The 24,685-nt window shown below is 73.4% G+C and carries 24 protein-coding genes; 4 read left to right on the top strand and 20 right to left on the bottom strand.

Features of this window, described 5'->3' with window-relative positions; translation table 11 throughout:
* Positions 1-5: 5 nt before the first annotated feature.
* Together PZC42_RS09100 and rpe are read right to left on the bottom strand one after the other, a co-directional pair.
* Entirely contained in the window at positions 6-503 is a 498-nt protein-coding gene (locus PZC42_RS09100; RefSeq protein ID WP_277210249.1) for a hypothetical protein, read from the bottom strand.
* Positions 504-538: 35 nt separating this feature from the next.
* Positions 539-1,201, bottom strand: coding sequence for a ribulose-phosphate 3-epimerase (gene rpe, locus PZC42_RS09095; RefSeq protein ID WP_277210247.1), 663 nt, complete (start codon positions 1,199-1,201; stop codon positions 539-541).
* Positions 1,202-1,256: 55 nt separating this feature from the next.
* On the opposite strand from rpe, the gene PZC42_RS09090 reads away from it, so the two are divergent.
* Positions 1,257-1,682: a DUF1761 domain-containing protein gene (locus PZC42_RS09090; RefSeq protein WP_277210746.1), complete on the top strand. Its 426-nt coding sequence runs from the start codon at positions 1,257-1,259 to the stop codon at positions 1,680-1,682.
* A 26-nt stretch (positions 1,683-1,708) separates the two neighbouring features.
* Here PZC42_RS09090 and PZC42_RS09085 read toward each other — a convergent pair whose 3' ends face one another.
* Both PZC42_RS09085 and PZC42_RS09080 read right to left on the bottom strand, forming a co-directional pair.
* The gene (locus tag PZC42_RS09085) at positions 1,709-2,854 is read right to left on the bottom strand and encodes an RNA polymerase sigma factor (RefSeq protein WP_277210245.1); all 1,146 of its coding nucleotides are present in this window, start codon (positions 2,852-2,854) and stop codon (positions 1,709-1,711) included.
* Between the two features lie 4 nt (positions 2,855-2,858).
* Complete coding sequence (locus PZC42_RS09080; protein WP_277210243.1) at positions 2,859-3,266, bottom strand: YciI family protein; 408 nt, start codon at positions 3,264-3,266, stop codon at positions 2,859-2,861.
* Positions 3,267-3,455: 189 nt separating this feature from the next.
* Here PZC42_RS09080 and PZC42_RS09075 point away from each other — a divergent pair, with 189 nt between their 5' ends.
* Positions 3,456-3,992, top strand: coding sequence for a GNAT family N-acetyltransferase (locus PZC42_RS09075; protein ID WP_277210241.1), 537 nt, complete (start codon positions 3,456-3,458; stop codon positions 3,990-3,992).
* Here PZC42_RS09075 and PZC42_RS09070 read toward each other — a convergent pair whose 3' ends face one another.
* Entirely contained in the window at positions 3,993-5,273 is a 1,281-nt protein-coding gene (locus PZC42_RS09070; RefSeq protein ID WP_277210239.1) for a HipA domain-containing protein, read from the bottom strand.
* The gene (locus PZC42_RS09065) at positions 5,260-5,508 is read right to left on the bottom strand and encodes a helix-turn-helix domain-containing protein (protein WP_277210237.1); all 249 of its coding nucleotides are present in this window, start codon (positions 5,506-5,508) and stop codon (positions 5,260-5,262) included. Before PZC42_RS09065 ends, PZC42_RS09070 begins: the two co-directional genes overlap by 14 nt.
* Positions 5,509-5,652: 144 nt before the next feature.
* Between PZC42_RS09065 and PZC42_RS09060 the strand changes: the two genes are divergently transcribed.
* Together PZC42_RS09060 and PZC42_RS09055 are read left to right on the top strand one after the other, a co-directional pair.
* Complete coding sequence (locus PZC42_RS09060) at positions 5,653-6,732, top strand: DUF3592 domain-containing protein (RefSeq protein WP_277210235.1); 1,080 nt, start codon at positions 5,653-5,655, stop codon at positions 6,730-6,732.
* 71 nt (positions 6,733-6,803) lie between these two features.
* Positions 6,804-7,778 carry a DUF3592 domain-containing protein gene (locus PZC42_RS09055; protein ID WP_277210233.1) on the top strand — a complete coding sequence of 325 codons (975 nt, stop codon included), beginning with the start codon at positions 6,804-6,806 and terminating at the stop codon, positions 7,776-7,778.
* A gap of 15 nt (positions 7,779-7,793) precedes the next feature.
* Here PZC42_RS09055 and PZC42_RS09050 read toward each other — a convergent pair whose 3' ends face one another.
* The 14 genes from PZC42_RS09050 to PZC42_RS08985 all read right to left on the bottom strand — a co-directional run bounded on the left by PZC42_RS09050 (position 7,794) and on the right by PZC42_RS08985 (position 24,676).
* Positions 7,794-9,332 (bottom strand): RsmB/NOP family class I SAM-dependent RNA methyltransferase, encoded by a 1,539-nt coding sequence (locus PZC42_RS09050; protein ID WP_277210231.1) that lies wholly within the window; start codon positions 9,330-9,332, stop codon positions 7,794-7,796.
* Positions 9,329-10,303: a methionyl-tRNA formyltransferase gene (gene fmt / locus PZC42_RS09045; RefSeq protein WP_277210229.1), complete on the bottom strand. Its 975-nt coding sequence runs from the start codon at positions 10,301-10,303 to the stop codon at positions 9,329-9,331. The genes PZC42_RS09050 and fmt overlap by 4 nt, the downstream gene beginning before the upstream one ends.
* A 9-nt stretch (positions 10,304-10,312) precedes the next feature.
* The gene (locus PZC42_RS09040) at positions 10,313-10,942 is read right to left on the bottom strand and encodes an HAD family hydrolase (protein ID WP_277210227.1); all 630 of its coding nucleotides are present in this window, start codon (positions 10,940-10,942) and stop codon (positions 10,313-10,315) included.
* The gene (locus PZC42_RS09035) at positions 10,942-13,071 is read right to left on the bottom strand and encodes a primosomal protein N' family DNA-binding protein (protein ID WP_277210225.1); all 2,130 of its coding nucleotides are present in this window, start codon (positions 13,069-13,071) and stop codon (positions 10,942-10,944) included. Before PZC42_RS09035 ends, PZC42_RS09040 begins: the two co-directional genes overlap by 1 nt.
* 49 nt (positions 13,072-13,120) lie before the next feature.
* The gene (gene metK / locus PZC42_RS09030; protein WP_277210223.1) at positions 13,121-14,326 is read right to left on the bottom strand and encodes a methionine adenosyltransferase; all 1,206 of its coding nucleotides are present in this window, start codon (positions 14,324-14,326) and stop codon (positions 13,121-13,123) included.
* 75 nt (positions 14,327-14,401) lie between these two features.
* Positions 14,402-15,637, bottom strand: a complete 1,236-nt coding sequence (gene coaBC / locus PZC42_RS09025) for a bifunctional phosphopantothenoylcysteine decarboxylase/phosphopantothenate--cysteine ligase CoaBC (RefSeq protein WP_277210221.1) — start codon at positions 15,635-15,637, stop codon at positions 14,402-14,404.
* 22 nt (positions 15,638-15,659) lie between these two features.
* Complete coding sequence (gene rpoZ / locus PZC42_RS09020) at positions 15,660-16,007, bottom strand: DNA-directed RNA polymerase subunit omega (protein ID WP_277210219.1); 348 nt, start codon at positions 16,005-16,007, stop codon at positions 15,660-15,662.
* A gap of 109 nt (positions 16,008-16,116) precedes the next feature.
* On the bottom strand, positions 16,117-16,761 hold the full coding sequence (gene gmk, locus PZC42_RS09015; RefSeq protein WP_277210217.1) for a guanylate kinase: 645 nt from the start codon (positions 16,759-16,761) through the stop codon (positions 16,117-16,119).
* A gap of 22 nt (positions 16,762-16,783) precedes the next feature.
* Positions 16,784-17,095 (bottom strand): integration host factor, actinobacterial type, encoded by a 312-nt coding sequence (gene mihF, locus PZC42_RS09010; RefSeq protein ID WP_277210215.1) that lies wholly within the window; start codon positions 17,093-17,095, stop codon positions 16,784-16,786.
* Between the two features lie 193 nt (positions 17,096-17,288).
* Complete coding sequence (pyrF, locus tag PZC42_RS09005) at positions 17,289-18,158, bottom strand: orotidine-5'-phosphate decarboxylase (RefSeq protein WP_277210213.1); 870 nt, start codon at positions 18,156-18,158, stop codon at positions 17,289-17,291.
* Positions 18,155-21,526, bottom strand: coding sequence for a carbamoyl-phosphate synthase large subunit (gene carB, locus PZC42_RS09000; protein ID WP_277210211.1), 3,372 nt, complete (start codon positions 21,524-21,526; stop codon positions 18,155-18,157). The genes pyrF and carB overlap by 4 nt, the downstream gene beginning before the upstream one ends.
* Entirely contained in the window at positions 21,526-22,809 is a 1,284-nt protein-coding gene (gene carA / locus PZC42_RS08995; RefSeq protein WP_277210208.1) for a glutamine-hydrolyzing carbamoyl-phosphate synthase small subunit, read from the bottom strand. The genes carB and carA overlap by 1 nt, the downstream gene beginning before the upstream one ends.
* On the bottom strand, positions 22,806-23,348 hold the full coding sequence (locus PZC42_RS08990; protein WP_277210206.1) for a PH-like domain-containing protein: 543 nt from the start codon (positions 23,346-23,348) through the stop codon (positions 22,806-22,808). Before PZC42_RS08990 ends, carA begins: the two co-directional genes overlap by 4 nt.
* Complete coding sequence (locus PZC42_RS08985; RefSeq protein ID WP_277210744.1) at positions 23,345-24,676, bottom strand: dihydroorotase; 1,332 nt, start codon at positions 24,674-24,676, stop codon at positions 23,345-23,347. The genes PZC42_RS08990 and PZC42_RS08985 overlap by 4 nt, the downstream gene beginning before the upstream one ends.
* Positions 24,677-24,685 lie beyond the last annotated feature (9 nt).

Here is a 24,685-nt window from a genome sequence, read left to right as displayed (position 1 = left end):
CCGCGTCACGGGCGGTAGTGGTCGGCCGGCCACCGCTCGGGCAGCCCCCCGTCCGGTCCGGCCGCCACGACGCCGTCGAACGGCGTGACCGTCCGGAGCCCGAGCTCGGCGTCGTCGTGCAGGATGACGATGACCTCACCGTCGACGTCGAGGGGGTCACCCGCCGGATAGGGGCCACGCCCGCCGTTGCAGGTCTCCGGGGAGGACAGCACCGTGACCTGCTGACCTGCCTCGACACCCTCGCCGGCGAGCACCTCCTCGACGGCGACGTCCCACCGCGTCGCGCGCACGCCCCAGGCCGTGCCCTCCCCCGCGGCGCCGGTGACGGCGCCGCGGACCACCAGGGCGTCCTGCGCGGCCTGCGCCGGGGTGTCGTGCACCGCCCAGTCGAAACACACCTGGCTGCCGTCGTCCGCGGTGCAGGCCGCGGCCGCCGCCAGGACAGATGCGACCACCCACGCCGCGCTACGGGCCGCGACGACGCTCCTGCCCCTGCTCTCCATGCCTCGAACATGTCATGGAGAGCGTCGGTCTTGCCTCAGTGCGTGTGCTTGCTCGCCATGTCCCGCAGCACCGCGATCTCCGCCGGGACGTTCTCCGCCCCGAACACCGCCGACCCTGCGACGAAGACGTTGGCGCCGGCGTCGGCGGCGCGTTCGATCGTGTCCCGCGACACCCCGCCGTCGACCTGGATGTGCACGTCGAGGCCGGACTCGCTGACGGCCTGCCGCGCACGACGGATCTTCGGCAGCGTCCCCTCGATGAAGGACTGGCCGCCGAAGCCGGGCTCGACGGTCATCACGAGAATCATGTCGACCTCGGCGAGCAGGTCGAGGAACGGCTCCACCGGCGTCGCGGGGCGCAGTGCCACGCCGGCCCGCGCACCCAGGCGACGCAGCTCACGCGCGAGCCGGACCGGTGCCCGCGCCGCTTCGGCATGGAACGTGACCGATGCCGCGCCTGCCTCGGCGTACGCCGGTGCCCAGCGGTCGGGGTCGTCGATCATGAGGTGCCCGTCGAGCGGCACGGGTGAGATCTGCGCGAGCCGCTCGAAGACCGGCAGGCCGAGCGTCAGGTTGGGCACGAAGTGGTTGTCCATGACGTCGACGTGCGCGTAGTCCGCGGTCGAGATGACCTGCAGGTCGCGTTCGAGGTTCGCGAAGTCGGCCGACAGGATGCTCGGGTTGATCAGGGCTGCCATGATGCACAGCGTAGGGCCGGTCACCGGCCGGCACGTGCACGCGAAGGAGCAGCGCATGGTTCCCGAGATCAACTACTGGGCCGTCGTGGCCGCCACGGTGTCGACGTTGGTCGTCGGCTCGATCTGGTACACGCCGAAGGTGTTCGGGAACAGGTGGATGCGCCTCGCGCACGTCGACCCGGACAAGCAGGGAAGCGCCGTCGGCCCGATCGTCGTCACCGTGCTCGTCAGCTTCGTGTCTGCCTGGGTCCTGGCCGGCGCGACCTACATCGCCTGGGAGTTCTACGGCGGAGGCTTCCTCGGCACGGCACTCGCGACGGCAGGCTTCCTCTGGGCGGGCTTCACCGCGGCCCGGTTCGTCACCCACGACGCCTTCGAGGGCCGGCCTGCCGCACTGACCGTCATGAACATCGCGCACGAGCTGGTGACGTTCGCCGTGATGGCCGTCATCATCGGCGCCTGGGCCCCGGCCGGCGTCTGAGTCCGTCCACCGCTCCGCCCCACGACTCAGCGTGATGACCGGGAGTTGAGCCGGGCGGCCTGCCGCGTCAGGTGATCACGTTCCGGCAGGTTGGACGCCGCGCGCGCGGCGTCCGCATAGAGCCGGGCCGCGGTCGCGGGATCGCCGTCGCGCTCGTGCAGGTACGCGGCGACGGCGGCGTACCGGGGCACGCCATGATCGACCTCCGACAGGGCGGCCAGGCCCGCGCGCGGACCGTCGGCCTCGGCGACCGCGACGACACGGTTGAGCCGGGCGACCGGGTTGTCGGTGAGCCGCAGCAGCTCGTCGTACCACTCGACGATCTGCACCCAGTCGGTCTCCTCGACCGTCCAGGCGTCGGCATGCAGCGCCGCGACGGCTGCCTGCGCCTGGAACTCGCCCAGCCGGTCGCGGGCGAGCGCCGCCTGGAGGATCTCGACTCCCTCAGCGATGAGACGGGTGTCCCACCGGGAGCGGTCCTGCTCGGCCAAGGGCACGAGGCTGCCGTCGGCTCGGGTACGCGCCGGGCGCCGGGCGTGGTGGAGCAGCATGAGCGCGAGCAGGCCGGCGACCTCCGGGTGGTCGACCATCGCGCGCAGCTCACGGGTGAGGCGGATCGCCTCCGCGGCGAGGTCGACGTCGCCGGAGTACCCCTCGTTGAAGACGAGGTAGAGCACGCGCAGCACGGTGGCGACATCGCCGGACTGGTCGAGCCGGACGCGGGCGACAGTGCGCTTGGCCCTGCTGATGCGCTGCGCCATCGTCGCCTCCGGTACCAGGTATGCGTGGGCGATCTGCCGCGTCGTCAGCCCGCCGACGGCGCGCAAGGTCAGGGCGACGGCCGACGAGGGCGTCAGGGACGGGTGCGCGCACAGGAAGTAGAGCCGGAGCGTGTCGTCCACCGACTCCCCCGGGCCGGGCGCCGGCTCCGTCTCGACCCGGACCTCGCGCTGCCGCCGGGACTTCTCCGCACGGGCGACGTCGAGGAACTTGCGCCAGGCGACGGTGACCAGCCAGCCCTGGGGATCGTGTGGAGGGTCGTCGGGCCATCGGCGCACGGCCTCGACCAGGGCGTCCTGCACGGCATCCTCTGCCGTCGCGAAGTCCGCTCCGCGACGGCAGAGGATGCCGATCACCGCGGGCGTGAGCGCCCGCAGCAGGGCATCGTCCACCTCGTCACTCCGTGACGGTCGGTGGTGCGCTCAGGAACGGGCGCACCTCGAGCCACTCGTGGATGGGCCGGCCGCCAGCGCCGGGGGCGGCGGACAGTTCACCGGCCAGCTCGATCGCCCGCTCGTGGCTCTCGACGTCGATCACCATCCAGCCGGCGATCAGGTCCTTGGTCTCCGGGAACGGGCCGTCGGTGACCGGCGGTCGCCCCTCGCCGTCGTACCGGACGAACGTGCCCTCCGGGGAGAGCGCCTGGCCGTCGACGTACTCGCCGGTCCCCTCGAGCCGGGTCGCGAAGTCCCGCATGTACTGCACGTGCGCCGAGACCTCCTCGGGCGTCCACCTCTCCATCGGGACGTCGTTGACGGCTGCCGGTGCGCCGCGGTAGTGCTTCAGCAGCAGGTACTTGGTCATCGTGCTCTCCTTCGTCTCGGGCGGCCTGTCATGGCCGCTCTCGTCCCGGGGACGGAGCCGCGCCTGTGTTCTCGACATCCCGCCACGACTCATCCTGGACGAGGGCACACGGTGGCGCTCGCGGCGTGCCGGTCGAGGTGTGCCCGTCGAGGTGTGCGGCGGGCGACGACGCCGCACTAGGCTCGCGCCGTGGATGCACCTGAACACGCCGCTCCGACGGCGGCACGCCCCGTCGTCCGCACCACCACCGGGGACGACCTGCCCGCGGTCGCCGCGATCCTCGAGCCGTACGTGCTCGGCACCGCTGTGACCTTCGACGAGGAGCCTCCCGGCGCGGAAGCGTGGGCGGCCCGGCTGGACGACCTGCGTTCCCGAGGACTGCCGTTCCTGGTCGCCGAGGTCGACGACGTCGTCGTGGGGTACGCGTACGCGTCCCCGTGGCGCCCCAAGGCGGCCTACCGGCACACGGTCGAGTCGACGATCTACCTCTCCCCCGCGGCCCAGGGTCGCGGGATCGGCACCCGGCTGCTCGCGGCGCTGCTCGACGCCTGCTCGCTGGCCGGCGTGCGCGAGGTGGTCGCCGTCGTCGCCGACGACCCGGCCGCTGCCGGTTCCCTACCCCTGCACCGCCGTCTCGGCTTCGAGGTGGTCGGCGTGCTGCGCGACGTCGGCGTCAAGCACGGCCGGAGCGTCAGCACGATGCTGCTCCAGCGCTCGCTGCACTGATCAGTCGACCGACCGGCGCAGCGCGTCCGTGCGCTCGACCACGGTGCTCCATGCCTCGGCCGGGACCCCGGGGTGCGCGTAGCGGTCGATCTCGCCCAGCGCCGCCCTGAGGTCGTCGAGGGTCCGCGCCACGACACGCACGGCACGACGGCGGGGCAGGCCCCACGAGGCACCCTCGGCGACGAGGTGCTCCCCGGTGATGGCGTCCATGTCCCGCTCGCCCGCGACGTCCATCGCGAAGACGCGCGAGGCGTGGGAGTGGTGCAGGTGCATCGAGACGTCGTAGGCGGGGGCGAGCACCACGGTGCCGTCCTGGCGGCGCAGCATGGAGATGTTCTTCGCGTGCGCGTCGGTGTTGCCGAGCGCGAGGTTGAGCACGGTGAGCGCCAGCAGCGGGTCCGGCCGGGCACCGTCGTCGCGCAGCACCTGGGCGATCCGGGCCAACGACGGCAGCGCCCGGCCGTGCTGGAACTTCCGCTCGGGGTCGCGGGTGTTGATGCCGAGCGCCTGGGCGGCGTCCTCCTGGTGGATCCGGCGCAGCCCGCCGGGCGCGTCCGCGTCGGGCACGCGGTCGTAGCGGGAGACCACGATGCAGCGCACGCCGTCGAACTTCTCGACGTGCGCGTCGATCGTCGTCAGACCGAGACGTCGCGCGAGGTCGAGCGCGGCCGCCTCGGTGTCGACGAGGTCGGCCGTGGGCGAGCCAGCGGCGCGCGCGACCTTGAGGATGTGCGTGGTCGGCTGCTCGGGCGACGCCCGCCACCAGTGCTCACCGTCGCGCACCAGACCGATCTTGGGCTCCATGCCAGGCAGCGAGCTGGTCAGGTGCTGGCTGCGGCCGTGCCCACCGGCTCGTGCCACGGTCTCCCGCAGGAGTTCAGCCACGCCAGTGTCATCGAGCCGAACCTGGTCACGTGAGGACGGCAGCGGGCCGGCTCCCTCGGCGACGAACTGCAGCGCGCCGACCGTGTCGCCGCCGTAGGAACCGAAGAATCCGACCGCGTCCTCGGGGTCGACGCCAGCTTCCATCGCCATGTTCTCGCGCACCCGGCCCTCGGGCATCAGGCCGTCGAGCCACGCCGTGGCGCGTGCAGCAGAAGGGGGTGCGTCCTCGTCGATCGGGAGCAGATGCGACAGGATGCGGGCCCCGTATCCCCACCGGGCGACCGCGTCGGCGTCCCACTCCAGGTCCGCTCGAGGGGTGCCCTGACCCGTGCGGCGTGCGCTGAAGCGTGCGATCCGGCTCCCGTAAAGCCACGCATCGATCTCAGTCGCGGTCATGGGCGTCCCGTTCAGCGAGCCGAACGTCGATGCCGAGCTCGTCGAAAATTTCGAACAGTCGCGTGACGTAGAGATTGCCCACGCCGGACTCGACCTCGGACACGTACTGCCGAGTGAGGCCGAGCTCGTCCGCGAGCGCCGCCTGGCTGGTTCCGCGGCGTTTGCGGGCTTGCTGGACGAACCGACCGATGTCGCGGGCGCTTCGTGCATGCGTCCAGCGTGGAGCCGTGGCCATGACGACACCTTCCGTTGTGACAGGTTTTTCTGACAACCTCCCGGGCGGTCAGGTTATCCCGACACCCTCCCTGTTCGCAAGGAATACCTGGCGCTGAGCGCCTGCGCTAGCCTCACCGCGTCGACAGGTCATCGGGAGGACAACGTGGGTCGCCGCAGGAAGTGGGAGCGCAGCGCCTCGCTGGACCCGATGAACCACGACGGACGGCGTCCCCCGCCGGGGTTCTGGGACAGCCTTCGCCAGAACGTCGTCAAGGCCGAGACCAGGTCGCTCGTCATCGCGCTCACCACTCTCGTCGGGATGTCCGTGGTCCTGGGGTGGCTCTCGGTCGCCCACCTGCGCAACGAGATCGTCCTCGCCCACCGTGGCGTCGAGACGGAGGCCCGCGTCCTGTGGGTTCACGCGGGCGGAAGACGCAACATCCCGGGTGTCGACGCCCTGACGGTCGAGCTGCTGGACGACCCGTCGAGGACGACGCGCATCGAGCACCCACCCTCCGGGATGGTCCAGGGCTCGCTCCTCGACGTCGTCTACGACCCGCGCGACCCTGGCCGGGCCACCGCAGTCGACGCTCCCCTGGTCGACGCCGAGATCCTCTTCGTCGCGGTGCTTGACGTCGCCCTGCTTCTCGGGTGGGCGCTGTTGCTCCGCGGGGGCGTCCTCGCCGAGCTGTGGACCCGCTGGCGGGTGGCCTGGGCCGGCCCCGGTGCCCACCCGCACGCGCGACCGGTCCGGGCGCTGCTGCGTCGGGTCTCGAGGGAGGCCCGCGAAGGGATCGTCAAGCGGACGGTCGTATGCTTCGTCGTCGTCCCGGTGGCCGTGACCGGTGTGGCGACGAGTGACACCCTCATCACGCTCGATCGCTCCCGCGACCTGCAGACCCGCGGTGTCCAGGCCGAGGCGACGGTCGTGTCCAGCGAGTGGTGGCGCCTCGGTGAGGGTTGGCTGACGGTGGACGTCGCCGGGTACGAGCAGGTGACCTTGACCCAGTGGGACGGTGTGCCCGGCGGCGGCGAGGTCATCGACGTGATCGTCGACCCGCACGACCCTTCGCTCGTGGCCCGGACGGGTGCCGGTATCTGGGGACAGCCGGAGCGTGCCTCGGCAGTCGTCGCGGGCCTCGGGCTCGTCACCCTGGTGACGGTGGTCCCGGCAGCGGTGACCGGTCTGGTGCGTCGGCGCGGGGCGGCCGACGACGGGCCCGCGCCGAGGCGGGCGCGGTGAGCAGGCGGGGCAAGGGGGGACGACTGCCCCACCGGACACCGGGCCCTCGACGCCGCGAGGCGCAGCGATCCTTGCGACGACGCAGCACCGAGTCGATCGTCGGTGTCCTCCTGCTGGTCCTCGCGCTTCTCGCCGGATCGGTGTGGATCTCCGCAGAGCATCTGCGCACCCACGCCGTGCTGGCTTCCCGCGGCGTCCAGGCGAGCGCGGCGATCGAAGAGGTCCGCCACCCTGGCTACCGGGAGCTGGGCTACGTCCGGCTCAGGCTGCTCGACGGGTCCTCGATCCGCACGGAGGTCTCGCACTGGCCCGCCGGCATCGCCGTGGACGACGTCGTCCAGGTGAGCTATGACCCGGGCAACCCGGGTCGTGCGGTGATCCACGGCACCCCGCCGGTCGACTCGACGGTCGTGGCTACCGTGGTGGCCATGGTGCTCGTGGGTGCACTCACCGCCTGGTACGTCCCCGTGGCGGTTCCGGTGCTCGGCGAACGCCTGGGGCTGTGGCTGCGCACCCGACCGCGCCCGGACGAGCCACGCGCCCGTCGGCCTCTGCAGCGCGCGGCCCGACGGATCTGGGTGGGTGTCGGCGACGTCGCACGACGGCAGGGAGCGGGCCGAGGTCTGGTTTTCTTCGTGCTGCTGCCGCTGCTGGTGACCGGGCTCGGTGCGGCCGCGACGGTACCCGCCGTGCAGCGGTTGGTCGCCCTGGAGACTCGCGGCACCACCAGCGAGGCCGTCGTCGTGGGCTCCGCGTGGGGTTCCACCGGCGGTCTCGTCCTCACGGTCGAGCTGGCGGACGGCTCGCGGGCCACCATCTGGAACTGGGACGGGGTGCCACGAGCCGGTGACGTCGTCGACGTCGTTCATGACCCTGCCGCACCGGGCATTGCTGCGATCGCTGGGGCCCGCATCTGGGGCGCCACGGAGTGGACGCTTGCCGGCCTGGCCCTGCTCGGCACGCTGACGAGCGTCACGCTCGCACCTGCGGCGATCGCCGGCATCGTCCGTCGCCGCGGCGACCCGGTCGACGATCGCGCGCCGTAGCCGGCGAGCGCCTGCTCAGGCCTTCCGGCGCAGCAGCGTCAGGTGCATCGCGTCCGTGCCGTGCACGTGCGGCCACAGCTGCACGTCTAGGCCGCCTGCTCCGCCGTCGTCGGCCCCGAGGTCGATCTCCGCCCCGGGGACGAGCACGGAGCGCACGGCAGCGCGGGCGTCGAGACGTTCGACGTCGTCGCGCCGGCGCAGCGCGTCGTCCACCACGAGGCGGGTCTCGGCCAGGTGGGGCGAGCACGTCACGTACGCCACCACGCCCCCTGGCCGCACGGCGTCGAGCGCGGAGGTGAGCAGCTCGGTCTGCAGGCCGGTGAGCGCACCGAGGTCGGCCGGCATGCGGCGCCACCGGGACTCGGGCCGACGCCGCAGCGCCCCCAGGCCGGTGCAGGGGGCGTCGACGAGCACGCGGTCGTAGGCACCGGGCTCCTCGACGCCGACCTCGCGGCCGTCGGCGGTGCGCACGGCCTCCACCGCGCCGTCGGGCACGGCACGCAGCCCCTTGCGCACCAGGCGGGTCCGGTGCGGCTGGACCTCGTTGGCCACGAGCCTGGCGCCCTGCTGGGCCGCGAGCGCCCCGAGGAGCGCCGCCTTGCCGCCGGGCCCGGCGCACAGGTCGAGCCAGCGCTCGTCGCGGCCCTCCAGCGGCGTGGCGGCCAGCGCGAGGGTGACGAGCTGGGAGCCCTCGTCCTGCACGCCGGCGCGGCCGTCGGCGACGGCGTCCAGTGCGGCGGGGTCGGTGCCGGAGGCGAGCACGCGGGCGGTGGGTGCCCAGCGTCCCGGTGCGAGGCTCACCTGGTCGTCCCCGTCCGACAGGTCCGCGGGGTCCACCAGGCCCGGCCGCGCGACGAGCGTGACGCGCGGGGCGGTGTTGTCGGCCTCGAGCAGGTCGGCGATCTCGTCGGTGGAGCGCCCTGAGCCATGCAGCGCCTCTCGCAGGGCGCGGGTGATCCACACCGGGTGCGAACCGGTGAGCGCCAGACCGGTCGTCTCGTCCGGTGCCTCGGTGCACAGTCGGTCCATCCAGTCGTCCAGGCTGGTGCGTCCCACGGCCCGCAGCACGGCGTTGACCATCTGGGCGGGGCCGGCACCTACGCGGTCGCGGCACAACCCGACGGTCTCGGAGACGGCGGCGTGGGCGGGCACCCGCATGCCGAGCACCTGGTGGGCGCCCAGGCGCAGCACGTCGAGGACCTCGGGGTCGAGCTGGTCCAGGGGCCGGCTGACGCAGTGGGCCAGGATCGCGTCGTAGCGGCCCTGCAGCCGCAGGGTGCCGTAGGCGAGCTCGGTGGCGAAGGCCGCGTCACGCCCGGTGATGCCGCGCTCGCGCAGCATCGGCGGCAGCACGAGGTTGGCGTAGGCGTCCGAGGCGTCCACCTCGCGCAGCACGTCGTAGGCGGCGGTGCGGGCCGGGTCGGTGGCGCGTCGGCGCTGCGAGGGCGCCTGAGAGGTGCGGTGGCTCTGACCCCGGGAGCGGGCGGCGCCGCGCTGGCGGCCTCGGGCGTCGCGACGGTCGTCGGCCCGGTCGGGTCGCTGGTGGTCGTTCATCGTGCGTCTCCCCCCAGGGTCCCGGCGTCGACGACGGATCGCCCGCCGCCGCGGGCCCAGTCTGCGGCGGCCATCGGCTTCTTGCCCATCGGTCGCACCTCGTCGAGCGCGACGGCACAGGTGGCGGTCCCGACGAGCACCTCGGCCTTGGTGGCGCGCACCTGACCGGGTGCCAGGTCCGTGACCTCGGGGCGCAGGGTGACCGGGCCCAGGCCGAGCCGTGGGCCGGGTGCACCATCGTCGGCTGCGTCGCCGTCGGCCGGCAGCGTGGTCCACGCTCCGGGGGCCGGGGTCACCGCACGGATGCGCCGGTCGACCGCGAGCGCCGGGTCGTCCCAGCGCACCAGTGCGTCGTCGCGGGTGATCTTCGGGGCGAGCGAGACGCCGTCGGCCGGCTGCGGCTGGGGGGCCAGGTCGCCGGCCGCCAGGGCGTCGAGGGTGGCCACGAGCAGCTGCGCGCCGGAGACGGCGAGCCGGCCGAGCAGGTCGCCGGAGGTGTCGCGCAGGCGGACCGTCTCGGTGGCGGTGCCCAGGACGGGGCCGGTGTCCATGCCCTCGTCGAGCAGGAAGGTGGTGGCACCCGTGACCTCGTCCCCGGCGAGGATGGCGTGCTGCACCGGGGCGGCACCGCGCCAGGCCGGCAGCACCGAGAAGTGCAGGTTGACCCAGCCGAGCCGTGGCACGGCCAGGACGTCGGGGCGCAGCAGATGGCCGTAGGCGACCACGGGGGCGGCGTCGACCTCGAGGTCGCGCAGGCGCGTGACGAACTCCGCACCGCGGGGGACGTCGGTGATCACCGGGAGGCCGGCGTCCTCGGCGGCGACGCGCACGGGGCTCGGCACGAGCCTGCGGCCACGACCGGCGCGGGCGTCGGCCCGGGTCAGGACGGCGACGACCTCGTGCTCGGAGTCGATGAGCGCACGCAGCGCGGGGACGGCGGGTTCCGGGGTTCCGGCGAAGAGCAGACGCACCGGGCAAGTCTAGGGCCGGCGCCGCACCGGCACGTCGAGGTCCGCGAGCGCCGACCGTAGCGACGTCGTGTCGGTGAAGTGCACGGCGTGGAACCCGGCGGCGCGCGCCGCGGCGACGTTGCGCGCCGTGTCGTCGACGAAGACGGTGCGCCCGGGCTCGACGGCGAAGCGTTCGGCGGCCAGGCGGAAGATCGCGGGGTCCGGCTTGGCGAGCCGGACCTGCCCGGAGACGACGACGTCGCGCAGCAGGCCGATGACGGGTGCGGCGGGCTCGGCGTGGTCGAAGGTGTCGGCGGCCCAGTTGGTCAGCCCGTACAGGCGCAGTCCTGCGGCGTCCAGCTCGCGCACGAGCTCGGCGGAACCCTCCACGGGCCCGCTCAGGGTGCCGGCGTAGTGGCGGGCGTAGCGGGCGGCCATCGGCGCCAGGTGCGGTCGGGTGGCCTCGAGGTGGGCGACGGCCTCGGCCCAGGTGCGTCCGGCGTCCTGGGCGAGGTTGAACGGGCCGAAGTCGACCTCGGTCATCCAGGCGTCGACCTCGGCGCGGTCGAGGCCGTCGAACGCGCCGTAGGGGTCCCAGCCGACCAGGACGTTGCCGAAGTCGTAGATCACGGCCTCGATCGGGCCGTGGGGGGTGGGCATCAGAGCATCTCCGCAGGATCGAGCTGGACACGGACGGTTCCGCCTTCGCGGCGGGCCGCGCGCACCGCCATCGAGGCGCGCAGCTGGCGGGCGAGCTCGGTCCCCTGGGCGAGCGGGACGCGCACGACGACCCGCGCGGCCGGCTCGAGGCGCGTGCCGTCGTCGGGCAGGTCGACGGGACCGAGCAGAGCGTCGGCGGTGGCGAGCTCGACGCGGCCGACGACGGCGCGCACGGCGTCGACCTGCCCCGTGACGGCCGCGACGCGCACGGCGGGCGGCAGGTCGAGCTCGCGGCGCTCGTCGAGCTCGCGCTCGGCCAGGCCGGGGGCGTCGAAGCGCACGAGGGCGCTGGTGGGCGCCGGCGCGGCGTCCCCCACCAGCAGGACCTGACCGTGCGGCGCGGCCCGCACGAGGCTCGCGGCGGCGAGCCAGCGGTGGGCCGCGTCGGTGGCGGTGGCCAGCCCGGTGCCGGCCGTGGCCACGGCGGCGTCGAGCAGCAGCGCGGCCGCATACCCGCCGTCGGCCACCGGTTCCGCCCCCGGGGTGGCGACAACGAGCGCCGGGCCCGCATCGACGTGGTCCAGCACACCGCCGGGTGCCGAGGAGGCCGACACCCGCACCGGCACGCCGGGGAAGGCGCGGCCCAGCTCCTCGGCGGTGCGCTCGGACCCGACCCGCACGGCGCGCACCCGGTCGTGGCCGCACTCGGTGCAGCGCCACCCGCCGGCCAGACGACCGCACCAGGTGCACTGCGGGGCGGAGCTGGCGCCGCGTAGCCCGAGCGGGCCGTGGCAGTGGGTGCAGCGCGCCGCCGTGCGGCAGCGGGCGCACGCCACCACCGGCAGGTAGCCCGTGCGCGGCACCTGGACGAGCACCGGACCATGGGCCAGGGCGTCGCGGGCCGACCGCCAGGCGGCGCTCGGCAACCGGGCCGCCGCGCCGGCCCCCTCGCGGGCCAGCTCCACCGAGGTCAGGGCACGGACCCGAGGTGCCCGGGCCCGGACGACGTCGCGGGGCGCGGCGACCTCCTGCGCCCACCGGCGCGCCAGCAGCGCCTGCGCCTGGACGGTGCGCCCGGGCGAGCCGAGCAGGAACGCCGCCTCCTCGAGCTCGCTGCGCAGGGCGAGGACGTCGCGGGCGTGCGGGTAGGGGGCGTGCGGCTCGGCGAGCGTCTCCTCACCGTCCCCCCACAGCACGACCAGCCCGAGGTCGGGCACGGGTGCGAACATCGCGGCGCGAGTACCGACCACCACCGCTGCCAGGCCGTGCCGGGCACGCAGGAAGGCGCGGTACCGCGGCGCGGGGCCGTCGTCGGCCTGCAGGCGCACGACGTCGACCACCCCGGCGGCGCCCAGGGCGGCGCAGACCTGGTCGACGTCGCGGGCGTCGGGCGCCACCACGAGGGCACGCCTGCCACCCGACAGCGCGGCACGGACGGCCTGGGCGACGGCGGCGGCCCAGTGCGGGGTGCTCGCCGACCCGGCTACGTCCGGCTCGAGACCCCGCTCGAGGCCCGGTAGAGGCGTCCACACGGCCCGTGGCGCCTGCCCGGCGAGCACCCGGCGGCAGAACGCCTCCCCACCCCGGTACGGCGCCCACACGCCCGGCCAGCCCTCCCCGTCGGGCGGCACGGGCGAGGCGGGCTCCCCCGTCTCGGCGAGCGCGGCCAGCACCTCGGCCTCGACGCGTGCGTGCCGCGGCGGGACCGCCAGGCGCAGCACGTCCGACAGGGTCCCGGCGTACCGCTCGGCCACCCGGCGCGCCAGCGCCAGCACCTCGGCGGACAGGACGGGATCGGACGACACGACCCGCTTGAGCGCCACCAGACGTCCGTCGTGGTCGGACGTCGCCGCCCGTGCCACGACGTACCCCCCGACCTCCTGCGGACCGAACCGCGCCCGGATGCGCACCCCGGGCATGGCGTCGGCGGCGAACGGGGCGGGCACCAGGTAGTCGAACTCGCGGTCCAGGTGTGCCGGCGCCAGGTCGAGGACCACCCGCGCCACGGGGTCGACGGCGGCCGGCCCGGCGGGCTCGGCCGTGCGGGCACGCCGACGGGGCGCCGGTGGGGCCGAGACGTCGTCGAGCCCGAGCAGCGCGGGCTGCTCGGGCTCGTCAGGGGTGGTCACGAAGCCATGCAACCACGGGTCACCGACTCGACGGGACTCACGTCTCGCCTCACACCGCGGCGCGCAGCGCGTCCACGCGGTCGGTGCGCTCCCAGGTGAATCCGTCCAGCTCGCGCCCGAAGTGCCCGTAGGCGGCCGTCGGGCCGTAGACCGGTCGCAGCAGGTCCAGGTCGCGCACGATCGCGGCGGGTCGCAGGTCGAAGACCTCCCGGATGGCGGCGCTGATGCGCTCGGGCGCGACCGTCTCCGTGCCGAAGGTCTCGACGTACAGCCCGACCGGGTGCGCCTTGCCGATCGCGTAGGCGACCTGGACCTCGCAGCGACGGGCCAGCCCGGCGGCCACGATGTTCTTGGCCACCCACCGCATGGCGTAGGCCGCCGAGCGGTCCACCTTCGAGGGGTCCTTGCCGGAGAACGCCCCGCCGCCGTGCCGGGCCATCCCGCCGTAGGTGTCGACGATGATCTTGCGGCCCGTCAGCCCGGCGTCGCCCTGCGGCCCGCCCACGACGAACTTGCCCGTCGGGTTGACGATGAGGCGCACGTCGGCGGTCTCCAGACCCACCGCCGCCGCGACCTCGTCGACCACCGGGTTGATGACGTGGTCGGCGACCTCCCGGAAGAGCTTGTCCTGCTCGACGTCCGCGTCGTGCTGGGTGGAGAGCACCACGGTGTCCAGCCGCACCGGACGGTCGCCGTCGTAGCCGACGGTGACCTGCGTCTTGCCGTCGGGCCGCAGCCCCGACACGGCGCCGGACTTGCGGACCTCGGCCAGGCGCTCCGAGAGCCGGTGCGCCAACCAGATCGGCAGCGGCATCAGCGCAGGCGTCTCGTCGGTGGCGTACCCGAACATCAGGCCCTGGTCGCCTGCACCCTGCGCGTCGAGCGGGTCCAGGTCACCGGAGTCGATGCGCAGCTCGAGCGCCTTGTCGACGCCGGCCGCGATGTCGGGTGACTGCTGCCCGATGGACACGGACACCCCGCACGAGTCGCCGTCGAACCCGATGGCCGAGGACGTGTAGCCGATGCCACGCACCACCTCGCGCACGATCTGCGGGATCTCCACGTAGGCCTCGGTCGTCACCTCGCCCGCGACGTGCACCAGCCCGGTGGTGACCATCGTCTCCACGGCGACGCGCGAGTGCGGGTCCTGCGCGATGAGCGCGTCCAGGATGGCGTCGGAAATCTGGTCGCACACCTTGTCCGGGTGTCCCTCGGTCACGGACTCGGACGTGAAGAGGCGCAGCGCATCGGTCATGCGATCACCCTACGTCCCCAGGCACCGAAGACCGGGCATCGAGGGGGCGAAAACGTCTCACTCAGCGAGACTGTCTCATATGCTGGGAAGAAGCTTGGTCACCGCGTCCCACAGGCCGTCCGCGACCTCCCGCTTCGACCCGGCCACCGCCGTCACCAGCTCACCGTGCGCGTCGAGCACGGTGACGTCGTTGACGTCCGTGCCGAACCCCAGGCTCTCCCCGACGGCGTTCACCGCCAGCAGGTCGGCCCCCTTGCGACGAGCCTTGGCCCGGCCGTGCTCGAGGACGGAGCCGGCGTCGTCGCCGGTCTCCGCGGCGAACCCGACCACCACCTGCCCGGCACGGAGCCGGTCCGCGGCCAGCTCGGCGAGCACGTCCGGGTTCTCGACCAGCTCGATCGGCGCGGGCGCCGCACCCGCGACCTTCTTGATCTTCGCCGTCGGCGCAGCCGCCGGGCGGAAGTCCGCCACGGCAGCGGCCATGACCACGGCATCGGCGGCCACGGCCGCCTCGCGCACCGCCGCACGCAGCTCGGCGGTCGAGGACACGTCGACCACCGTGGTGCCCGACGTCGCGGCCAGCGCTGCGGTCAGCCCGTCCGGCAGGTTCGCCGCCACCAGCGTCACCTCGGCGCCGCGGGCCGCGGCGGCGGCTGCCAGCGCCACACCCTGCCGACCGCTGGAACGGTTGCCGATGAAGCGCACCGGGTCGATCGGTTCGCGGGTCCCGCCCGCGGAGACCACGACGCGGCGACCGGTCAGGTCGTGCGATGCCGCAGAACCACCCACGCCGGCCGCCGCCAGGGCGTCGCGGGCGATGTCCTCGGGCTCGGGCAGCCGCCCCGGGCCGGTGTCGGCACCGGTCAGCCGGCCGCTGGCCGGTTCGAGGACCTGCACGCCCCGGTCACGCAGCGTCGCCACGTTCGCCCGGGTCGCCGGGTGCTCCCACATCTCGGTGTGCATCGCCGGCGCCATCACCACCGGACAGCGGGCGACCAGCAGCGTGGACGTGAGCAGGTCGTCGGCGCGGCCCGCCGCGGCCCGCGCCAGCAGGTCCGCCGTGGCAGGCGCCACGATCACGAGGTCGGCCCCCTGACCGAGCGCGACGTGCTGGACGCCGGGGACGTCGTCGAACACCTCGGAGCTGACCGGTTCCCCGGACAGCGCCTCGAAGGTGGGGGCACCCACGAACCGCAACGCAGCAGCCGTCGGGACCACGCGCACCGCGTGGCCCTGCTCACGCAGCAGCCGCAGCAGCAGCACCGCCTTGTACGCGGCGACGCCGCCGCTGACTCCCAGCAGGATCCTCATCGCGGTGCGTGCACAGCCGGGGTCAGACGATCTCGTCGCCGGCGGCCTGCTCCGACTCGGCGTTCTCGAAGCTCTCGGGAACCGCAGGCGCGGCCGGTTGCTCGGGGGCGGGCTCGGCGGGCTCCGCGGTCAACAGACCCTCGTTGATCTCACGCATCGCGATCGACAGCGGCTTCTCCTGCACGCGGGTGTCCACCAGCGGGCCGACGTTCTCCAGCAGGCCCTCGTTGAGCTGCGCGTAGTACGCGTTGATCTGGCGTGCGCGCTTCGACGCGTACAGCACGAGGCCGTACTTGGACTCGCTGTGCGTGAGCAGGTCGTCGATCGGCGGGTCGGTGATGCCGATGGGCTGGGGCACGGTTCCGGCCATGTGAGTCACTCCAAGCAGACGTACGAACCGGTGGCGACGGCCACCGGCAAGGTACAGGAATAGGGGAAGGATCAAGAACGAGGGTCGACGTCCAGTCTACCCGCCGCGATCAAGCAGAGTGCGAGGTCGCGGGGGCGGCGCCCCCGGCCCGCACGCCCAGCAGCCGCGCGAGCTCGTCCGTGGCCCGGGTGACGTCGTCGTTCACGATCGTGACGTCGAACTCCGGCTCGGAAGCCATCTCGACCTCGGCGGTCGCCAGGCGACGCTCTCGTTCAGCGGCGTCCTCGGTGCCGCGGCCGACGAGCCGACGGACCAGCTCGTCGCGGCTCGGTGGCGCCAGGAACACGAACTGCGCGTCGAGGCCGGCAGCACGCACCGCGTCGCGGACCTGCCGCGCACCCTGCAGGTCGATCTCCAGCAGCGTCGGCCGACCCGCGGCCAGGTGCTCGACCACCGGCCCGCGCGGCGTGCCGTAGCGGTGCCGCCCGTGCACGACGGCCCACTCGAGCATCTCGCCGGCAGCCACCATCCGGTCGAACTCGTCGGCGCCGACGAAGAGGTAGTGCACGCCGTGCACCTCCCCCGGCCGCGGCGGGCGCGTCGTGGCCGACACCGACAGCCACACCTCGGGGTAGCGAGCACGGATGTCGGCCGAGACGGTGCCCTTGCCGACGGCCGTCGGGCCGGCCAGCACGGTCAGACGTGCCGGGCCGCGCACGACGTCGTCGGGACCGGCCCCCTGGGGTGCCGGCACACCGGCGCGTGAAGCGGAAATCTCAGCCAAACCTCTCGATGAGCGCCTGGGCCTGGTGCGGCCCGAGGCCACGGACACGGCGGGTCTCGGCGATCCCGATCTCTTCCATGATCGCCCGGGCCTTCACCTTACCGACTCCCGGGAGCGACTCCAGCAGCGAGACGACCTTGAGCTTGCCCACGATGTCGTCCGACTGGCCCTGCTCGATCACCTCCCGGAGCGACCCCTGGGAGTACTTCAGACGGTTCTTGATCTCGGCCCGGATTCGCCGTGCCTCGGCCGCCTTCTCGAGGGCCGCCGCACGCTGTTCCGGGGTGAGTGGAGGAAGGGCCACGCAAGTCACCTACTCAATCGAACCGACAGGACGTACTGCTCCCTCGAAAGTAGCCACGACCTGCGGCGGCGGCAATCGCTGGCGCCCCCTGCCGGACACCTGGGGGCAGATCCCGCGCCGCATAGCCGCTCAAACGCCCCGAACCGGGCGCACCGCGGGTGAACTCGTGTGAGTCTTCCGACATCGGCGCCGGTCAGCGCGGGCGCAACGCCGACCGCACCTCGGCGACCGACCGCTCGGCCGCGCGGAGCAGCCCCACCGCCTCCGGACCGGCTGCGAGGACCCCCCGGGAGGACGAGGCGAGCACGTTCCTGCGCGCGGCGCCGAAGACGTCCGTCAGCTCCTGCTCACCCGCCCCCTGCGCACCGACGCCCGGGGCCAGCAACGGTCCGTTCACGGCCTCCAGGTCCGTGCCGGTGGAGCGGGCCGCACCACCGACGGTGGCACCGACCACGAGCCCCACCGAACCCAGCGGTGCCGCACCCTCGTTGCACGCTGCCGCCTGGGCCGCGACCGACGCCGCGGTGCTGCGCCCGTCCGCACCGACCGCATGCTGGACGGCGGCGCCCTCGGGGTTCGAGGTGAGGCACAGCACGAACACGCCACGACCCGTGGCCGCGGCCGTGTCGAGTGCCGGCGACAACGCACCGAAGCCGAGGTACGGCGACAACGTGACCGCATCGCCCGCCAGCGGCGAACCGTCGGCGAGGAACGCGTCCGCGTACCCGGCCATGGTCGAGCCGATGTCGCCCCGCTTGGCGTCGACGATCGTCAGCGTCCCGGCCGCCTGGGCCGCCGCCAGGACCTCTTCGAGTGCGGCGAGCCCGCGCGAGCCGTGGCGTTCGAAGAACGCCGCCTGGGGCTTGAAGGCCGCCACCCGGCCGCCCAGGGCGTCGACCACCCGCAGCCCGAACTCACGCACGCCCGTGGCGTCGTCGGGCAGCCCCCAGTCGGCCAGCAGCGGCCCGTGCGGGTCGATCCCGACGCACAGCGGGCCGAGATCGTCCATCGCCGCCGCGAGCCGGGCGCCGAACGGCACACGTCCCGGCACCCTGGGGCTCACGCGACGACCGCCTCGTCCAGGCCGCGGCGCGCGCGCGTGGCCGCGTCGTGCTCCTGGAGGCTCGCCACGGAGAACGGCCCGCCGCGTACCGCCTCGATGGCCTGCACCGCCGCGGCGAGCTGGTCGACCGTGGTGACCATGGGCTTGTCCGCCGCGGTCGTGGCCGCACGGATCTCGTAGCCGTCCGCGCGGGCCCCCTGGCCCGACGGGGAGTTCACCACGAGGTCCACCCGCCCCTCGGTGATGAGGTCCACCACCGTCGGCTCACCGCCCGGGCCGGCGCCGTCCGAGTACTTGCGCACCGTCGTGGCCTCGATCCCGTTGCGCGCCAGCACCTGGGCGGTCCCCGCCGTCGCGAGGATCTCGAAGCCGATGTCCGCCAGGCGCTTGACCGGGAACACGATCGAACGCTTGTCGCGGTCGGCGACCGAGACGAACACCGTGCCCGACGTCGGCAGCCCGCCGTACGCGGCCGACTGCGACTTGGCGAAGGCGTGCGGGAAGTCCTTGTCGAAGCCCATGACCTCGCCGGTGGAGCGCATCTCCGGGCCCAGGACGGTGTCCACCACGTGTCCCTCGGCGGTCCGGAACCGCTTGAACGGCAGCACGGCCTCCTTGACGGCCAGCGGGGCGCCCAGGTCGAGCGTGCCCCCGTCCCCCTCGGCCGGGAGCACACCCTCGGCCCGCAGGTCGGCGAGCGACTCGCCCACCATCACCCGGGCCGCGGCCTTGGCCAGCGAGACACCGGTCGCCTTGGAGACGAACGGCACCGTGCGCGAGGCGCGCGGGTTGGCCTCCAGGACGTAGAGCACGTCGGACACCAGGGCGTACTGGACGTTGAGCAGGCCGCGCACCCCGACACCCCGGGCGATGGCCTCGGTGGACCGGCGGATCCGCTCGATCTCGGCCTGGCTCAGCGAGACCGGCGGCAGCACGCACGCGGAGTCGCCCGAGTGGATGCCGGCCTCCTCGATGTGCTCCATGACGCCGCCGAGGAACAGCTCGGTGCCGTCGAACAGGGCGTCGACGTCGATCTCCATCGCGTCGTCGAGGAACCGGTCGATGAGCAGCGGCGCGGGCAGGGTGCCCGGCGCCTTCGACGCGGCGACGGCCGTGGCGTCCGCCAGCGCGCGCTCGACGTAGCCCGTGAGCTGCTCGACGGAGTACACGATCTCCATGCCGCGCCCGCCGAGCACGTAGGACGGGCGCACCAGGACCGGGTACCCGATCCGCTCGGCGACCTCCTGGGCCTGTCCCAGCGAGCGGGCGGTGCCGAACGCCGGTGCCGGCAGCCCGGCGTCGGCCAGGACCTGGCCGAAGATGCCGCGGTCCTCGGCGGCGTCGATCGCCTCCGGCGTGGTGCCGAGGATCGGCAGCCCGGCGTCCGCGAGCCGCTGCGCCAGGCCGAGCGGCGTCTGCCCCCCGAGCTGGACGATGATCCCCTTGACCGGACCGGCGGCGAGCTCGGCGTCGTAGACCTCCAGGACGTCCTCGAGCGTCAACGGCTCGAAGTAGAGCCGGTCCGAGGTGTCGTAGTCCGTGGAGACCGTCTCGGGGTTGCAGTTGACCATGACGGTCTCGTACGTGTCCTTGAGCGTCAGCGCGGCGTGCACGCACGAGTAGTCGAACTCGATGCCCTGCCCGATCCGGTTCGGCCCCGAGCCCAGGATGATGACCGCCTCCCGCTCGCGCGGGGCGACCTCCGTCTCGGCGTCGTAGGACGAGTAGTGGTACGGGGTGGTCGCGGCGAACTCCGCCGCACAGGTGTCCACCGTCTTGTAGACCGGGCGCACGCCCAGCGCGTGCCGGGCCTCGCGCACCGCGGCCTCGCCACCCGGGCCCATACGGCGTAGCTGCGCCACCTGGGCGTCGGACAGCCCGTGCCGCTTGGCACGGCGCAGCACGTCGGCGGTCAGGGTGTCGGACGACGCCGTCGCCTCGGCGACCTCGTTCATCAGCAGGATCTGGTCGAGGAACCACGGGTCGATCTTGGTGGCCTCGAAGACCTGCTCGAGCGTCGCGTGCCCGGCGACCACCGACCGCAGCGCCTGCTGGACGCCGACGAGCCGCTGCTCGGTCGGTCGCTGGATCTCCACCAGCAGCTCGTCCAGCGCCGTGCCCGACGGCGCCTCGCCGTGCCAGTGGAAGTCGACACCGCCCTTGTCGATGCTGCGCAGCGCCTTGCCGAGGGCCTCGGTGAAGTTGCGGCCCAGGGCCATCGCCTCGCCCACGGACTTCATCGTGGTCGTCAGGGTGTCGTCCGCCGCGGGGAACTTCTCGAAGGCGAACCGTGGCACCTTGACCACGACGTAGTCGAGCGTGGGCTCGAAGCTCGCGGGCGTGACGCGGGTGATGTCGTTCGGAATCTCGTCGAGCGTGTAGCCGACGGCGAGCTTCGCCGCGATCTTCGCGATCGGGAAGCCCGTCGCCTTCGACGCCAGCGCGGACGAGCGCGACACGCGCGGGTTCATCTCGATGACGATGATGCGGCCGGTGGCGGGGTCGACGGCGAACTGGATGTTGCACCCGCCGGTGTCGACACCGACCTCGCGGATGACGGCGATCCCGATGTCGCGCAGGTCCTGGTACTCACGGTCGGTCAGCGTCATCGCCGGCGCCACGGTCACCGAGTCGCCGGTGTGTACCCCCACCGGGTCGACGTTCTCGATCGAGCAGACGACCACCACGTTGTCGTCCTTGTCCCGCATGAGCTCGAGCTCGTACTCCTTCCAGCCGAGGATGGACTCCTCCAGGAGCACCTCGGTGGTCGGCGAGTAGTGCAGCCCCTGGCCGACGATCCGACGCAGGTCGGACTCGTCGTAGGCGAGCCCGGACCCGAGGCCACCCATCGTGAAGGACGGACGCACGACCATCGGGTAGCCGAGGTCCGCGGCGGCCGCGACGGCCTCCTCGACCGTGTGGATGATCTTCGAACGGGCCGACTCCCCGCCGCAGAGCTCGACGACGCCCTTGAACTCCTCGCGGTCCTCACCCTTGCGGATGGCCGCGATGTTCGCGCCGATCAGCTCGACGCCGTACTCGTCGAGGACGCCCGCCTCGTGCAGCTCGATCGCGGCGTTGAGCGCGGTCTGGCCGCCCAGGGTGGGCAGCAGCGCGTCGGGGCGCTCCTTGGCGATGATCGTCGTGAGCACCTCGCGGGTGATCGGCTCGACGTACGTGGCGTCGGCGAACTCCGGGTCGGTCATGATCGTGGCCGGGTTGGAGTTCACCAGGACCACGCGCAGGCCCTCCTCCTTGAGAACCCGGCAGGCCTGCGTCCCGGAGTAGTCGAACTCGCAGGCCTGGCCGATGACGATCGGGCCGGACCCGATGACCAGGACGGAGGAGAGGTCGGAACGGCGGGGCATCAGTTCTCCTTATCGCCGGTGGTGCCGTCGGTCAACGCCGCGAGGGCGCTGGCCGGCACGGTCACGGGCTCGCGGGTGGTCATGAGCTCGACGAAGCGGTCGAACAGGTAGGCGCTGTCGTGGGGTCCGGCAGCGGCCTCGGGGTGGTACTGGACGGAGAAGGCCGGCAGGTCGAGCGCGGTCAGTCCCTCGACGACCTGGTCGTTGAGCCCGACGTGGGACACGATGACCCTGCCGTAGCGGGATCCTTCGATGCCCTGGTCAGCGCGCTCGTCGTCGTACGGCGCGGTGCTCACCGCGTCCACCGGCGCGTCCACGGCGAACCCGTGGTTCTGCGCGGTGACCTCGACCTTGCCGGTGGTGCGGTCCATCACGGGCTGGTTGATGCCACGGTGGCCGTAACCGAGCTTGTAGGTGCCGTAGCCGAGCGCACGGCCGAAGAGCTGGTTGCCGAAGCAGATGCCGAAGAACGGGATCCGCCGATCCAGCACCCCGCGCAGCAGGTCGATCTCGGCGGTCGCCGCCGACGGGTCGCCGGGGCCGTTGGAGAAGAACACCCCGCCCGGGGCGTCGGCGGGCAGCAGCGCCTCGACGTCGGCGACGGTGCTCGACTGCGGGACCACATGAACACGCACGCCTCGCTCGGCCAACCGCACCGGCGTCATGGACTTGATCCCCAGGTCGACCGCCACGACGGTCGCGACGGGGTCGGCACCGGCGGCGAGCCCGCGCGGCTCGACCGTGTAGGCCTCGGTGGTGCTGACCTCGCGGGCCAGGTCGGCACCGGCCATCTGCGGGGCGTCGCGCACCTCGGCGACGAGATCGGCCACGTCGCGTTCGGCGCCGTCGCGCACCAGGTCGTCGCCGGAGAAGATGCCGGCGCGCATCACACCGAGCTCGCGCAGGTGCCGGGTCAGGAAGCGGGTGTCGACCTCGGCGATGCCGACGACACCCTGGGTCGCGAGCTCGTCGGCCAGGTCGCCCTGGGAGCGCCAGCTCGAGGCGCGTCGCGCCGGGTCGCGCAGGACGTAGCCGGCGACCCAGATCTTGTGGGACTCGGGGTCTTCGTCGTTCACACCGGTGTTTCCCACGTGCGGGGCAGTCATCACGACGATCTGGCGGTGGTAGGACGGGTCGGTCAGCGTCTCCTGGTAGCCGGTCATCCCGGTGGAGAAGACGATCTCGCCGACGGTGGTGCCGCGGGCGCCATAGGCGATGCCGCGGGCGACCGTGCCGTCCTCGAGGACGAGGACCGCCGGGTCGGTGCTGGTGCTGGAGGTCACTTCGTGTCCTTCGTGCTCGGGGTGATCAGGGAGCTCACGGCCTCGACGAGCCGTGCGTTGTCCGCCGTGCGGCGGGTGCGCAGCCCGGTGTCGAGCAGCGCGGCGTCGGTCTCGCCGTCGGACGGTACCTCCCAGGTCAGGACGACCAGTCCGTCGCGGCCGACGTACTTGCCGGCCATGCCGGGGGCGGTACCGACGCCGCGCAGGGCAGCAGCCGGGACCAGGAGAGGCGCGCCGCCGTCGCGGTCGACGACGACGCCGCCGTCGAGGACGGTGACCTCGGCGGCGCTGCGGTCACCGAGGCCGTGGGCACCCACACGGGCAAGCCAGTCGCCCGACAGCGTGCTCGAGACATAGGTCGCCTCGAGGGGGCCGAGCCGCACCGCGCCGAGCACGTCCGGACCGGGCAGCACGGGCGGCTGCGGCACCAGGTGCCGGGTGCGGGCGGCGAGGCGGCGGCGACCGGTCAGCACGAGCAGGAGCAGGAGGACCCCGACCACGACCCAGATCCCGACGGCGACGGGCATCGGCAGGTTCATGGTGCGCTCACCACGCCGTCGACCGGGGCCACCGGTGCGCCGTCGAGCACGGTGGCGCGCCCGCGCAGGAACGTGGCCACCACCTGGCCGGGCAGCTCGTGGCCGCGGAACGGCGTGTTGCCGCTCGAGGTCGCCTGAGCCGCACCGTCGATCGTGCGGGTGGCGGTGGGATCGACCAGGGTGAGGTTGGCCGGCTCGCCCACGGCGATCGGCCGGCCCTGGGTGGCCTCGATCCGGCCGATGCGGGCCGGGGCGGTCGACAGGACCCGCGCGACGTCGGACCAGGTCAGCCGGCCGGTGTCGACCATCGTCTGCTGGACCACGCTCAGCGCGGTCTCGAGCCCGGTCATGCCGAACGCCGCCGCGCCCCACTCGCAGTCCTTGTCCTCGCGGGTGTGCGGGGCGTGGTCGGTGGCCACGATGTCGATCGTCCCGTCCGCCAGCCCTTGCCGGACGGCCTCGACGTCGGCCGCCGTGCGCAGCGGCGGGTTGACCTTGTAGGTCGGGTCGTAGGTGCGCGCGAGGTCGTCGGTGAGGATCAGGTGGTGCGGGGTGACCTCGGCGGTGACGTCGATGCCCCGCGACTTGGCCCACCGGATGATCTCGACCGAGCCTGCCGTGGACAGGTGGCACACGTGCAGGCGCGAACCGACGTGCTCGGCCAGCAGCACGTCACGGGCGATGATCGCCTCCTCCGCCACGGCGGGCCAGCCCGCCAGGCCGACCTGGGCGGAGACGACGCCCTCGTTCATCTGTGCGCCCTCGGTCAGCCGCGGCTCCTGGGCGTGCTGCGCCACCACGCCGTCGAACGCCTTGACGTACTCCAGCGCCCGGCGCATCAGGATCGGGTCGTGCACGCACTTGCCGTCGTCCGAGAAGACCCGGACCCGCGCCGCGGAGTCCGCCATCGCGCCCAGCTCGGCCAGCCGCACACCGTCCAGCCCGACGGTCACCGCACCGACCGGGTGGACGTCGGCCCAGCCGGCCTGCTGGCCCAGCCGGTGCACCTGCTCGACCACTCCGGCGGTGTCCGCGACCGGGGACGTGTTCGCCATCGCGTGCACGGCCGTGAAGCCGCCGACGGCGGCGGCCCGGGTCCCCGACGCCACGGTCTCCGCGTCCTCACGGCCTGGTTCACGCAGATGGGTGTGCAGGTCGACCAGGCCCGGCAGGAGCACGTGGTCGGCAGCCTCGATCACCGTGGCGCCCTCAGCCGTGGCCGAGCCGGCCTCGGCGACCTCGGCCACGACGCCGTCGGCGAGCACGACGTCGACGGCGTCGCCGCCGAGAGGTCGCACGCCCCGCAGGACGTAGGTGATGGTGCCCATGGTCAGGTC

It is taken from the genome of Isoptericola croceus, from assembly GCF_029382255.1.
Lineage (GTDB): Bacteria > Actinomycetota > Actinomycetes > Actinomycetales > Cellulomonadaceae > Isoptericola > Isoptericola croceus.
Note: the sequence above shows the minus strand (reverse complement) of the source record. Positions and strands in the feature narration are given on the sequence as shown.